The sequence below is a fragment of the Dyella mobilis genome (assembly GCF_016904945.1).
Taxonomy (GTDB): domain Bacteria; phylum Pseudomonadota; class Gammaproteobacteria; order Xanthomonadales; family Rhodanobacteraceae; genus Dyella_B; species Dyella_B mobilis.
The window spans coordinates 142,947-154,884 of the sequence record NZ_JADIKF010000040.1 but is presented as its reverse complement, the minus strand read 5'-3'; the positions used below and the strand labels follow the sequence as shown (position 1 = coordinate 154,884).

The following is an 11,938-nucleotide window of genomic DNA, read 5'->3' as shown; positions in this document are numbered from 1 at the left end:
TGGAGTCGGGATAATGTCGCGTTTGGCGGGACAGGAAAACACCATGAGCGCACGTATCCTCGACGGTAAACGCATCGCCCAGGAATTGCTGGAGCGCATCGGCAAACGCGTGAGCGAACGCAAGGCACAGGGCAGGGTCGAGCCCGGCCTGGCCGTGGTGCTGGTAGGGGACGATGCCGCCTCTTCGGTCTATGTGCGCAACAAGCGCAAGGCCTGCCACCAGGTAGGGTTTCGGTCCTTCGACTATGACCTGCCATCCAGCACCACCCAGGAAGAACTGTTTGCGCTGATCGACCGGCTCAACGCCGACCCGGCGGTGCACGGCATTCTGGTGCAGTCGCCATTGCCCGAACACATCAACGAGGATGCGCTGGTCGATCGCATCGATCCGGGCAAGGACGTGGACGGTTTCCAGGCCGTCAATGTCGGCCGCCTGGCGCTGCGCCGCTTTGGCCTGCGGCCGTGCACCCCCAAAGGTGTGATGACCCTGCTGGGCCACACCGATCGTCCCGTACGCGGCCAGCACGCGGTGGTGGTCGGCGTCTCCAATCACGTGGGGCGTCCGCTGGCCCTGGAACTGCTGATTGCCGGTTGCACCACCACGTGTTGCCATCGTTTCACGCGCGATCTGGAGCACTTCGTGCGCCAGGCCGACATTCTGGTGGTTGCCGTCGGCAAGCCGGGCCTGGTGAAGGGTGAATGGATCAAGCCCGGTGCGGTGGTGGTGGATGTTGGCATCAACCGTCTCGATGACGGGCGGCTGGTCGGCGATGTCGACTTCGAAGTGGCCTCGCAGCGTGCAAGCTGGATCACGCCGGTTCCCGGCGGTGTCGGCCCGATGACCGTGGCCACCCTGATGGAAAATACGCTGGAAGCCGCTGAGGCGCGCAAGGCTTGAGTTTTTTCCTCTCCCCTCCGGGGAGAGGGCAGGGTGATGGGACACGCTTGCGATGGAGTCAGTTCAAAGCGAACTTCGATGAACGTTTGCGCAAGCCCCGACCCCTCACCTCAATCCTCTCCCCAGAGGGGAGAGGAGGTGAACGCGAAAAGCAAATTCGCATCGGAACCCACTCCCGCGTATAATCTCCTCTTTGGAGCGAGACTTTTCGCATGCGTATCCTCGCCGAGGCCCTCACCTACGACGATGTCTACCTCGTCCCGGCCCACTCCCAGGTTCTCCCGCGCGACGTGGACACTTCCACGCGACTCACGCGGAATCTCCGGCTGAATATCCCCATCGTGTCCGCCGCCATGGACACCGTTACCGAAGCCCGGCTTGCCATCACCATGGCGCAGAACGGCGGCATCGGCATCATCCACAAGAACATGAGCGCCGAGCAGCAGGCTGCCGAAGTGCGCCTGGTGAAGAAGTTCGAAGCCGGCGTCATTCGCAGCCCGATCACGGTCGGTCCGCACACTTCGATCCGCGACGTGCTCAAGCTCACCCGCGCGCACAACATCTCCGGCGTGCCGGTGGTGGAAGGCGAGCAACTGGTCGGCATCGTCACCAGCCGCGATCTGCGCTTCGAGCGCAAGCACGATGATCCGGTGCGCAACATCATGACGCGCCAGGACAAGCTGGTCACCGTGCGCGAAGGCGCCAGCCAGGACGACGTGCTGCAGCTGCTGCACAAGAACCGCATCGAAAAAGTGCTGGTGGTGAACGACGCGTTTCAGTTGCGCGGCCTGATCACCGTGAAGGACATCCAGAAAGCTCGCGACAATCCTAACGCCGCCAAGGACGCACACGAGCGCCTGGTGGTTGGTGCGGCAGTCGGCGTGGGCGGCGACACCGAGCAACGCGTGGAAGCGCTGGTCGCTGCCGGCGTGGACGTGATCGTGGTCGATACGGCGCACGGCCATTCGCAAGGTGTGATCGAGCGCGCCGCATGGGTGAAGAAGCACTACCCGCAAGTGCAGGTGATCGCCGGCAACATCGTTACCGGCGAAGCCGCGCGTGCATTGCTTCACGCCGGCGTGGACGCGGTAAAGGTTGGCGTAGGCCCCGGTTCGATCTGCACCACGCGCGTGGTGGCAGGCGTAGGCGTACCGCAGATCACGGCGATCGACATGGTGGCAACGGCGCTGAAGGACGAGATCCCGCTGATCGCCGACGGTGGCATCCGTTATTCGGGCGATATCCCCAAGGCATTGGCTGCCGGCGCATCCACCGTGATGCTCGGTTCCATGTTTGCCGGCACTGAAGAATCCCCAGGTGAGGTGGAGCTGTTCCAGGGACGCTCCTACAAGAGCTACCGCGGCATGGGCTCGCTGGGTGCGATGGCCTTGGGTTCCAAGGATCGCTACTTCCAGGACGAAGCCGACGCCGACAAGCTGGTGCCCGAAGGCATCGAAGGTCGCGTGCCGTACCGCGGTCCGCTGCGCAACATCATTCACCAGCTGATCGGCGGCCTGCGCGCCTCGATGGGTTACCTCGGTGCGGCCACCATTGAAGACGTGCGCAACAAGGCGCAGTTCGTCAAGGTGACCTCGGCCGGTGTGACCGAAGCGCATCCGCACGATATCCAGATCACCAAGGAAGCGCCGAATTATCGGCTGAATTCCTGAAGGGCCGGGAATGGAGCATAGCGAATCGGGAATCGTCAATAACGATTCCCGGTTTCGTTTCCAGACCTGAAAAGATCAGAGCTTTTGCTTTTCCGATTCCCGACTTCCCATTCCCGATTCCCGGCTCTATGACCACCAACATCCATAGCGACAAGATTCTCATCCTCGACTTCGGCGCGCAGTACACGCAGCTGATCGCGCGGCGCATTCGCGAGATCGGCGTCTACTGCGAAATCTGGGCCTGGGACCACAACCCGGCCGAGATCGCCGCATTCGGCGCCAAGGGCATCATCCTGTCGGGCGGCCCGGAGTCGACCACGTTGCACGGTGCGCCGAAGGCGCCGCAGGAAGTATTCGATTCGGGTTTGCCGATTCTGGGCATCTGCTACGGCATGCAGACGCTGGCCGCGCAACTGGGCGGCGCCACCGAAGCGGCCGATGCACGCGAGTTCGGGCATGCGCGCGTCCAAATCATTACCTCGGATGCCTTGTTCGCCGGCCTTAGCGATCACGATGCCAGCCACTCGCTGGACGTGTGGATGAGCCATGGCGATCACGTCGCCAAGGCGCCGCCGGGCTTCACCGTTACCGGCGTCACCGACCGTATTCCGGTGGCGGCCATGTCCAACGAGGCCAAGCGCTGGTACGGCGTACAGTTCCATCCGGAAGTAACGCATACCAAGCAGGGCAATGCCTTGCTCAAGCGTTTCGTGGCGGATATCTGCGGCTGCCAGACGCTGTGGACCGCCGCGCACATCATCGACGACCAGATCGCCCGCGTGCGCGAGCAGGTCGGCCAGGATCACGTGCTGCTTGGTCTTTCCGGTGGCGTGGATTCCTCTGTCGTCGCCGCGCTGCTGCACCGTGCGATCGGCGACCAGCTCACCTGCGTGTTCGTCGACACCGGCCTGCTGCGCTGGCAGGAAGGCGACCAGGTGATGGCCACCATGGCCGAGCACATGGGCGTGAAGGTGATTCGCGTCAACGCCGCCGAGCGCTACTTCAAGGCGCTGGAAGGCGTGGCCGATCCGGAGGCCAAGCGCAAGATCATCGGCCGCCTGTTCGTGGAGATCTTCGACGAAGAATCCACCAAGGTCACCGCAGCCGGCCACGGCCAGGTGAAGTGGCTGGCCCAGGGCACCATCTATCCTGACGTGATCGAGTCGGCCGGCAGCAAGACCGGCAAGGCGCACGTCATCAAGAGCCACCACAACGTCGGCGGCCTGCCGGAGCACATGAAGCTCAAGCTGGTCGAACCCCTGCGCGAACTGTTCAAGGACGAAGTGCGCCGCATCGGTGTGGAACTCGGCCTGCCGCGCGAGATGGTCTACCGCCACCCGTTCCCGGGTCCCGGCCTGGGTGTGCGCATCCTGGGCGAAGTGAAGCGCGAATACGCCGAACTCCTGGCCCGCGCCGATGCGATCTTCATCGAAGAGCTGCGCAAGGCCGATCTCTACGATTCCGTCAGCCAGGCCTTTGCGGTGTTCCTGCCGGTGAAATCGGTGGGCGTGGTGGGCGACGCGCGCGCCTACGAATGGGTGATTGCGCTGCGTGCGGTCGAGACCATCGATTTCATGACTGCCCATTGGGCGCACTTGCCGTATGATTTCCTAGGCAGAGTTTCAAATAGAGTTATCAATGAGTTGCGCGGTGTTTCTCGTGTCGTTTATGACATAAGTGGCAAGCCGCCGGCGACGATCGAGTGGGAGTGAAATAGGGTCATCCAGGGCCAACGCCAGCTGTCAAAAACTACCGGTTTACGCTCGCCTTTCATCGAGCCGCTCCTCGGGTTTGCTAAATATCTGAAATTCGAATATTTGACGTATATCTTGTATTCGAATATTATTCGTTTATTCGGATTTCAGGTATTTTGATATGGCCTTGCCATCCCAGGTCCTGGTCACCGCACCGCAACTTGCATTGATGCTGCAGGCCGCCCGCAAGGCTCAGGGGCTTACTCAGGCGGCCTTGGCGGGCCGCATTGGCTTGAGCCAGTCGCGGGTGTCACATTTGGAAATGAATGCGCACGAGTTGAGTGTGGAGCAACTGTTGGCCTGGTGCTCCGCGCTCGGCTTGGAACTCGCTATCGGTCCGCGCTCCGGCAACCATTCGTCCAGCGTGCAAACGGACTGGTGACGTGGGCCGCAAATCGCATAGCCGCAGTCTTTCCATCTGGACCAACGGTATACGCGTGGGTCGATGGACTATACCCGCGCGCGGGGAGATGGCTTTGCACTACGACGCGGACTGGGTGAGCGCCGACGTCGGCCGCCCCCTTTCTCTGTCACTGCCTTTCAACCTGCAGAACCTGCCTTTGAAGGGTGAGAAGGTCGCCAACTATTTCGACAATCTCCTGCCTGACAGCGAAGCGATTCGCAGGCGTGCGGCTGAGCGCTTCAAGACGGGTTCGACTGATCCTTTCGATCTCCTCAAGGCCATCGGTCGCGATTGCGTGGGTGCGGTGCAGATATTGGATGAGGACGAGGCGCCGGAAGGGTTCGACCGTATCGAAGGAACGGTCCTATCCGAGGAGGGCATCGAACGGCATCTGATTGAAGCCACATCGCCGCGTGCCTTCGCACCTAACGGGGATCCGTACGCTGATTTTCGTATTTCGCTAGCGGGTGCCCAGGAAAAAACCGCTTTCCTGCGTTGGGAGGGAAAATGGTGCGTGCCTCATGGGGCGACGCCCACCAGTCACATCTTCAAGCTTCCTCTCGGTTTGGTGGGTGGACGGCAGGCAGATTTCACCACCTCGGTTGATAACGAATGGCTGTGTCTGCGGCTGTTGAAGGCCTACGGGTTTGGCGTTGCCGATGCCAGTATCGAAAGCTTCGGCAAGCAGCGGGTGCTGGTTGTTGAGCGCTTCGACCGGCGTGTCGCACCCAATGGACAATGGATCATGCGACTGCCACAGGAGGATTTCTGCCAGGTAGAAGCTTGCTCGCCGCTGCGCAAATATGAGAACGAAGGTGGACCGGGGCTCAAGGCCCTGTTCGCTACGCTACGGCACTCGGTCAACGCCGAGGCGGATATGAAGACGTTGATGGCCGCACAGGTTTTGTTCTGGCTCCTGCGTGCACCAGACGGACATGCCAAGAACTTCAGTATCCAGTTGCTGCCGCGCGGTCGTTTCCAGTTAACCCGCTTGTATGACGTGATGTCGGCCTACCCCGTGTTGGGTAACGGGCCGCGGCAGTGGTCGTCCCACGACATTAAACTGGCGATGGCCTTGCTAGGCAAGAACAGGCACTACGCCATGCAGCGCATTCAGCGCCGGCATTTCAACAGCACGGCGCAGCAGGTCGGCTACGCACCAACCGCTGAGCCGATCATCGAAGAGATTCTGGCGCGCACGCCGGCAGTCATCGCCGAGGTTCATGCTGATCTGCCGCAGAATTTCTCTCAGGTTGTCGCCGAAACTATTCTTGGCGGCCTAGCGCAGGCCGCCGGTGCGCTTGAGGCGGCGGGTTCATGAAGTACGAGGAGGCCGCCGTACTACCCGCACCTTGCCGCTGCCACCGCCTCCGCAAAAGAATCGCTCTCCGCCATCGGATTCCAGCCCCGACACAAACGTGCCAGTGGGCATCTCCAGGCGCTCCAGCACCTCGCCGTTGTGCGGATCGATGCGCCTGATCTCGCTTTGCTCGTCCTCCCAGGTGGCGTGCCACAGCTCGCCTTCCACCCAGGTGACGCCGGTGACGAAGCGGTTTGATTCGATGGTGCGCAGGATGGCGCCGGTGTCCGGGTCGACCTGATGGATCTTGCGGTTGCGGTACTGGCCCACCCATAGCGAGCCTTCCGCCCAGGCCATGCCGGAGCCGCCGCCCGCGGGTGCCGGAATGGTGGCCAGCACCTGGCCGGTGTTCGGGTCGATTTTGCGGATCTGCTCGTCGGCGAGCTGGTACAGATGCTTACCGTCAAAAGCCGTTCCCGCGTGCGCGGGCACCTGGATCGAGCGCACGCTGCTTCCATTGGCGGGATCGAAGGCTTGCAGTGTTTCGCCTGCGGCAAACCAGACGCGTTCGCCGTCGAAGCTGACGCCGCCGATTTTGTCGACGCCGGGAAATGGGCCGTATTCCCGCAGGATTTCAGCGGTTGAGTGTTTCACGTGGATACCCTGGTATGGGGGGACGCGGTCATCTTAGTCATCCGGCAGTGGTGCAGGGAGTAACAAGGTCGTCGCGAATCCCGGTACGGGCGGCGTCATCCAGCGGCGCGATCTGCCGTGGCCAAACGACTGCACTTTGCCTGCTTCGGCCAAGGCATCGAGTGCGCGCTGCACGCTGCGCTGGCTGGTGCCGAGTGCCAATGCCAGCGCAGAGCTCGCCCATGCTTCGCCGTCGGCAAGAAAGGCGAGCACGCCGGCGTGCTGGTCTTCCATCGGCCGTGTCAGCACCACTACTTCGCGTGCGCAGTGAGGCGCCAGGGTAAACCCTCGCTTGGTCGCTACGATATCGGCCAACGAGTGCAGTATGCGGCGCAGCCTGCCGATCTCCACGCGCAAGCGGGCGCGATGCGATTCGTCGATAAACGTCGTGCCGAATGCGCGGGTGATCAGTTCGTCTCTGGGTACATCGGCGGGCCATGCTTCGCCTAACGCACGCACCAGTGCAAACAATACTGGGCGGGTGACGAGCTCCGCGGTGTTTTGCGCGTCGCGCACGAGATAGCGGCAGGCATCGACGATCAGTTTTCCCGACGCCTGCAAAGCTTCGACGTCCTCCAGCGATACCTCGCGCCGTTGTCCGCGATCGAGCAGTCTTGCAGCTGGCGCCAACAGCACCTGTGTGGCGCTTTCGACTTCTGCGGCGAGTGCGGGAATGCGCGCGGCCAGGGCGGCCTTGGTGGCGCGTTCCAATGCGGCGCGCGCGGTCTTTATTCGCAGGCGGCGCATCGCGATGCCGGCCAGCACCAGTTCGTGGGAAGCCTGCAAGGCGGGAGGCTGGGCGGCAGGGTTCAGTTCGCTCAGCGTCATTTCGGCCTCATCCAGATGGCCGATCAAAAGCAGGCGCCGCGCTTCGAGGTAACGCGCATGTGCGGCGTTGACCCGGTCACCGTGTTGTTCCAGCGTGGTTCGCGCCGCATCGAGCGATTTCGCGGACCAGCCAAGGTCGCGCGAAACGAGTGCCACCTCCGCCTCGGCCACCACGCAGCGCGCCCGAGCAAGCGATTCCTTTGCGCCAAATGCGCGCGCGGCGCTGCGCAGCAAGGTGCGGGCGCGCACCAGGTCGCCAAGCTGGGCCATGGCAATGCCGCGCAGCGCAAGGGCAGGGGCGTCGTCGCGCAACGCCACCCGCTTCAGCGCGCCGAGCGGGTCACCCGCGGCGAGCGAGCGTGCCGCGGCCGTGATCAACGAATCCATCGGAATCCCGCCACATTTGTCACTCCCACCGTTGCGTGCCCGGTACCTAATCTAACCCAGCACCACCCACTAACTGTCGAAACGGGGCGAGCCGAACGTCGCACCCATGGGAGAAAAGGCAATGACTACGCATAGCACCGGAACACGCGAAGACTGGCTGGCCGCGAGAATCGAACTGCTCCAGGCGGAAAAAGCGCTGACTCGCCAGAGCGATGCGCTGGCCCGGCAACGGCAAGCGCTGCCGTGGGTACGGGTGGAAAAGGCCTACGCTTTCGATACCGAGCACGGTCGTGTCGGGCTGGCCGATCTTTTTCAAGGCCGTTCGCAGCTGCTCGTGTATCACTTCATGTACGGGCCTGACTACGAGGCGGGTTGCGCCTCCTGTTCCATGATTGCCGACGGCTTCAACGGGTTCGCCGCGCATCTGCCCCATCACGACGTCATGCTGTGGGCCGTTTCGCGAGCACCACTGCCGACGCTGCAAGCGTACGAGAAGCGCATGGGCTGGAGTTTTCCCTGGGCTTCGTCGTCCGCCAGCGATTTCAACAGTGATTTCGGTGTGTGGTTTACCGATGAGCAGGCGCACGGCGGCAGCGTCGAATACAACTATCGGCGCGAGCCTGCACGTGCATCGTGTTGCGTCGAGGGAGCGCGCGAAGAAGGTCCGGGTGCGCAGATGGCGGCGATGAGCGGCGTCGATCAGCCGACCTATCATCGCGACCGCCCAGGCATGAGTGCTTTCGTGCTCGAAGACGGCGTCATCTATCACACGTATTCCACGTTTTCCCGTGGTCTCGACGTGCTGTGGGGTTCCTACCAATGGCTGGACCGCGCGCCGAAGGGACGCAACGAAACCGGTGTCTGGTGGCGGCATCACGATCGATACGACAAACCTTGAACCACCTGGAGCGCGCCATGTCACGGCTATCCCAACGTGTTTCCAGCCAGGCCTTCTTTGCCGTCTTTGCGTTGCTCTTTGTTTCCAGCGCAGCGATGACGATCGTTTGGGGCGCACCCATGTCGTCGATGGACGAGATGCCGATGCCCGGCGGCTGGAGCATGTCGATGACGTGGATGCGCCTGCCGGGAGAAACCTGGTTCGCCGCCACGGCGTCTTTCGTCGGTATGTGGACCGCCATGATGATAGCGATGATGCTGCCATCACTGGTGCCGATGCTGTGGCGCTATCGCGCCGCTGTGGCCGGTTCCCTCGCGACAACGGCCACGTACTTGAGTGTGATCGCCGGTGCAGGATATTTCCTGGTGTGGGCGTTGCTGGGTGCGGCGATTTTCCCGATCGGTGCTGTGCTGATGGCCCTGGAGATGCAGCATCCTGCGCTGGCTCGCCTGACTCCGGCGGCGACGGGGATGGCGATGCTGGTCGGCGGCGGCCTGCAATTCACACTTTGGAAGGCGCGGCACCTTGCGTGCTGCCGCGCCGGGTCGGCGTGCTGCCGCCGTCTTCCGGCACGTGTCGGCACGGCGTGGCGATACGGCATGAGCCTCGGCATTCATTGTGTGCATTGCTGCGCTGGATTGACCGCCGTACTGCTGATCTCCGGAGTCATGGATCTACGCGCGATGGCGGTGGTGACGGCTGCCATCACGTTGGAGCGTCTCGCATCGGGTGGTGATCGGATGGCGCGCGTCATCGGCGCCGCGATGATCTGTGCAGGGCTGTTCTTGACGATACGGGCGGTCATTGCCGGACTCGCATAGCAAATGCTTCCTCAGGCCCACGCCGGGGCATTCGCCGGCTGATAATAGGCTAGAATTCAGCCTGTTATCATGATGCAAAGGCGGCGGCGAGCAGAAGGTATTCGAGCCCGCCGCGTTTTTCGCATCTTTCTTCATGCCGCCGACTTTCAGGCAGAGCCACCCAGACCGCCGACATGGCTGACGATCCGAACAGCACCACAACCTTGCCTGTATTCAGTGCCGAAGACGAGGCGTACATGCGACGGGCCCTGCAATTGGCTGCGCATGCCCGCGATGCGGAAAACGAAGTGCCGGTGGGCGCGGTACTGGTGCAGGACGACCAGATCGTCGGCCTGGGCTGGAACCGCAACATCACCTTGCACGATCCCACGGCGCATGCCGAAATCATGGCGCTGCGTGCGGCGGGGGAAAAGCTGGCCAACTATCGCATCGTCGGCGCGACGCTGTACGTGGCGCTGGAGCCTTGCGCGATGTGCGCCATGGCGTTGGTGCATGCACGCATCGGGCGTGTCGTCTACGGCACTACCGATCCGAAGACCGGTGCCGCCGGCAGCGTGTTCGATACGTTGATTTCCGACAAGCACAACCATCGCATCCAGGTGCAGGGCGGTTTGCTGGCGGAGGAATCGTCGGTGCTACTGCGCGAGTTCTTCCGCGCCCGTCGCTGAGGTGCCGCGCAGGAACGCCAGCGCCTGCGCGCAGGGTTGCTCAATCTTCAAGCTCAGCAGCGGATCGGCGCGTGTGCGCCCCAGGTTGACCGCGGCGATCGGTTTGCCGGCCTTCGCCGCCGCATGCGCGAAGCGATAGCCCGAAAACACCATCAGCGACGATCCCACCACCAGCATGGCATCGGCCGCTTCCAGTGCGTGCATGGCATGGGCTACCCGTTCGCGCGGCACGTTTTCGCCGAAGAACACCACGTCGGGCTTCAGCAAGCCCCCGCAATGCGGGCAGGGCGGAACGGCAAATGTTGCAAAATCGTGGCCTTCCAGATCGGCATCGCCGTCCGGAGCATCGGCGGCATCAAGCCGACCCCATGCAGGATTGAGCCGCAACAGTTCCTCCTGCAATGCCTGGCGCGGCGAGCGCCGCTCGCAGCCCATGCAGCGCACGGTATCCAGGCGGCCGTGCATGTCCACCACCTGCTGGCTGCCGGCGCGCTGATGCAGGCCGTCCACGTTCTGGGTGAGCAACAACTGCATCCTGCCGTGCCGCTCCAGTTGTGCCAGGGCATGGTGGGTATCGTTGGGTTGTGCAAGGCCAAAGCGGCGCCAACCCACCAGGCTGCGCGCCCAGTAGCGCTTGCGGATGTGTTCTTCGCCCATGAAGGCTTGGTAGGTCACCGGCTGTGCGCGTTTCCAGCTACCGTCGGTATCGCGGTAATCGGGGATGCCCGAGTCGGTGCTGCAACCGGCTCCGGTCAGCACGAACAGGCGGCGATGGCGATTTATGAAATCCTGCAGTGTTTCACTGTTCGCATCTGGAGTAGTCGCTTGGTCAAGCACCACGATTCACCTCTTGCCGACGGGTTTGCCTGCCGGCGGCGCGGCTCCGCTCGGCGGCGTTGAAATGCAAGGCATGCCCCGCCCGACTACCTGCGGAACGGCCGGAGACATCGTGCTATGTGGTGCCGGAATCGCGGTTGGACAAGGTTTGGACGGACCCTGCCAAAGCCGCCCCCTCAGGACACACCGCTCCGGCACGCGGTACCTGCGGTTCGACCTGCCTCGGGTGTAAAATTGCAGCAGATCCGGCAGCGCGAACTCAGGTTTTCGCGCCCGCCACGGACCTGTGACTGAGTGAGTGCGGTGCGTTCGAATGGGTTTGCGGACCTCTGGAGGCATCATGTTCTCGCACATACTGATACCCACCGACGGTTCCGACTATGCCTTGCATGCAGCGGAAATCGGTATCGCGCTGGCACGGAAGATGGAGGCGCGCATTTACGCGTTTCACGTGCTGACCCCGCTCGCCGCGGTCGCCTATTTCGCCGACGTGATCCGGCATATGGAAGACTCCTACACGAACAAGGCCATTGCCCGGGCTCAGGCGCACCTGGACGACATCCGGGCCATGGCCAGCACAGCCGGAGTGGAGGCGGATGCCGGCTACGCGTTTGACCGGCGTCCGTACGTGGCCATCATTGGCGCTGCCAAGCAGCAGCATTGCGATCTGATCGTCATGAGCACGCATGGTTACGCCACGCTCGACCGGATGTTCCTGGGCAGCGAAACGAACCGGGTGCTGAGCTGCTGCGACGTGCCCGTGCTCGTGTGTCATTGAGCG

General features: G+C 62.7%; 12 protein-coding genes. 9 read left to right on the top strand and 3 right to left on the bottom strand.

The window, feature by feature from the left end:
• The first annotated feature begins 43 nt into the window (after window positions 1-43).
• From folD to ISS99_RS16730, 5 genes are all read left to right on the top strand, one after another.
• Entirely contained in the window at window positions 44-898 is an 855-nt protein-coding gene (folD, locus tag ISS99_RS16750) for a bifunctional methylenetetrahydrofolate dehydrogenase/methenyltetrahydrofolate cyclohydrolase FolD (protein WP_204632777.1), read from the top strand.
• A 212-nt stretch (window positions 899-1,110) separates the two neighbouring features.
• A complete protein-coding gene (guaB, locus tag ISS99_RS16745) occupies window positions 1,111-2,568 on the top strand; it encodes an IMP dehydrogenase (protein WP_204632776.1) in 1,458 nt (485 codons plus the stop codon).
• A gap of 128 nt (window positions 2,569-2,696) precedes the next feature.
• Window positions 2,697-4,280 (top strand): glutamine-hydrolyzing GMP synthase, encoded by a 1,584-nt coding sequence (guaA, locus tag ISS99_RS16740; RefSeq protein WP_204632775.1) that lies wholly within the window; start codon window positions 2,697-2,699, stop codon window positions 4,278-4,280.
• Window positions 4,281-4,443: 163 nt separating this feature from the next.
• Window positions 4,444-4,704, top strand: a complete 261-nt coding sequence (locus tag ISS99_RS16735; RefSeq protein ID WP_204632774.1) for a helix-turn-helix domain-containing protein — start codon at window positions 4,444-4,446, stop codon at window positions 4,702-4,704.
• Complete coding sequence (locus tag ISS99_RS16730; RefSeq protein WP_338081589.1) at window positions 4,604-6,046, top strand: type II toxin-antitoxin system HipA family toxin; 1,443 nt, start codon at window positions 4,604-4,606, stop codon at window positions 6,044-6,046. Before ISS99_RS16735 ends, ISS99_RS16730 begins: the two co-directional genes overlap by 101 nt.
• Here ISS99_RS16730 and ISS99_RS16725 read toward each other — a convergent pair.
• Window positions 6,041-6,679 (bottom strand): Vgb family protein, encoded by a 639-nt coding sequence (locus ISS99_RS16725; protein WP_204632773.1) that lies wholly within the window; start codon window positions 6,677-6,679, stop codon window positions 6,041-6,043. The genes ISS99_RS16730 and ISS99_RS16725 overlap by 6 nt on opposite strands.
• Before the next feature lie 33 nt (window positions 6,680-6,712).
• Window positions 6,713-7,933: a helix-turn-helix domain-containing protein gene (locus tag ISS99_RS16720; protein ID WP_204632772.1), complete on the bottom strand. Its 1,221-nt coding sequence runs from the start codon at window positions 7,931-7,933 to the stop codon at window positions 6,713-6,715.
• 121 nt (window positions 7,934-8,054) lie between these two features.
• Between ISS99_RS16720 and ISS99_RS16715 the strand changes: the two genes are divergently transcribed.
• From ISS99_RS16715 to tadA, 3 genes are all read left to right on the top strand, one after another.
• Window positions 8,055-8,831: a DUF899 domain-containing protein gene (locus tag ISS99_RS16715; RefSeq protein ID WP_204632771.1), complete on the top strand. Its 777-nt coding sequence runs from the start codon at window positions 8,055-8,057 to the stop codon at window positions 8,829-8,831.
• Between the two features lie 17 nt (window positions 8,832-8,848).
• The gene (locus tag ISS99_RS16710) at window positions 8,849-9,652 is read left to right on the top strand and encodes a DUF2182 domain-containing protein (RefSeq protein ID WP_239538131.1); all 804 of its coding nucleotides are present in this window, start codon (window positions 8,849-8,851) and stop codon (window positions 9,650-9,652) included.
• 173 nt (window positions 9,653-9,825) lie between these two features.
• Window positions 9,826-10,320, top strand: a complete 495-nt coding sequence (tadA, locus tag ISS99_RS16705; protein ID WP_204632769.1) for a tRNA adenosine(34) deaminase TadA — start codon at window positions 9,826-9,828, stop codon at window positions 10,318-10,320.
• Here the strand turns inward: tadA and ISS99_RS16700 are convergent.
• Window positions 10,288-11,157: an NAD-dependent protein deacetylase gene (locus ISS99_RS16700; RefSeq protein ID WP_204632768.1), complete on the bottom strand. Its 870-nt coding sequence runs from the start codon at window positions 11,155-11,157 to the stop codon at window positions 10,288-10,290. The genes tadA and ISS99_RS16700 overlap by 33 nt on opposite strands.
• 340 nt (window positions 11,158-11,497) lie before the next feature.
• Here ISS99_RS16700 and ISS99_RS16695 point away from each other — a divergent pair, with 340 nt between their 5' ends.
• Window positions 11,498-11,935 (top strand): universal stress protein, encoded by a 438-nt coding sequence (locus tag ISS99_RS16695; RefSeq protein ID WP_204632767.1) that lies wholly within the window; start codon window positions 11,498-11,500, stop codon window positions 11,933-11,935.
• Window positions 11,936-11,938 lie beyond the last annotated feature (3 nt).

What these genes read in the sequence shown, in the direction of transcription:
- ISS99_RS16735 (WP_204632774.1), top strand. Translation starts at nt 4,444, where the DNA reads ATGGCCTTGCCATCCCAGGTCCTGGTCACCGCACCGCAACTTGCATTG.
- ISS99_RS16695 (WP_204632767.1), top strand. Translation starts at nt 11,498, where the DNA reads ATGTTCTCGCACATACTGATACCCACCGACGGTTCCGACTATGCCTTG.
- ISS99_RS16720 (WP_204632772.1), bottom strand. Translation starts at nt 7,933, where the DNA reads ATGGATTCGTTGATCACGGCCGCGGCACGCTCGCTCGCCGCGGGTGAC.
- guaB (WP_204632776.1), top strand. Translation starts at nt 1,111, where the DNA reads ATGCGTATCCTCGCCGAGGCCCTCACCTACGACGATGTCTACCTCGTC.
- ISS99_RS16715 (WP_204632771.1), top strand. Translation starts at nt 8,055, where the DNA reads ATGACTACGCATAGCACCGGAACACGCGAAGACTGGCTGGCCGCGAGA.
- ISS99_RS16710 (WP_239538131.1), top strand. Translation starts at nt 8,849, where the DNA reads ATGTCACGGCTATCCCAACGTGTTTCCAGCCAGGCCTTCTTTGCCGTC.
- folD (WP_204632777.1), top strand. Translation starts at nt 44, where the DNA reads ATGAGCGCACGTATCCTCGACGGTAAACGCATCGCCCAGGAATTGCTG.
- tadA (WP_204632769.1), top strand. Translation starts at nt 9,826, where the DNA reads ATGGCTGACGATCCGAACAGCACCACAACCTTGCCTGTATTCAGTGCC.
- guaA (WP_204632775.1), top strand. Translation starts at nt 2,697, where the DNA reads ATGACCACCAACATCCATAGCGACAAGATTCTCATCCTCGACTTCGGC.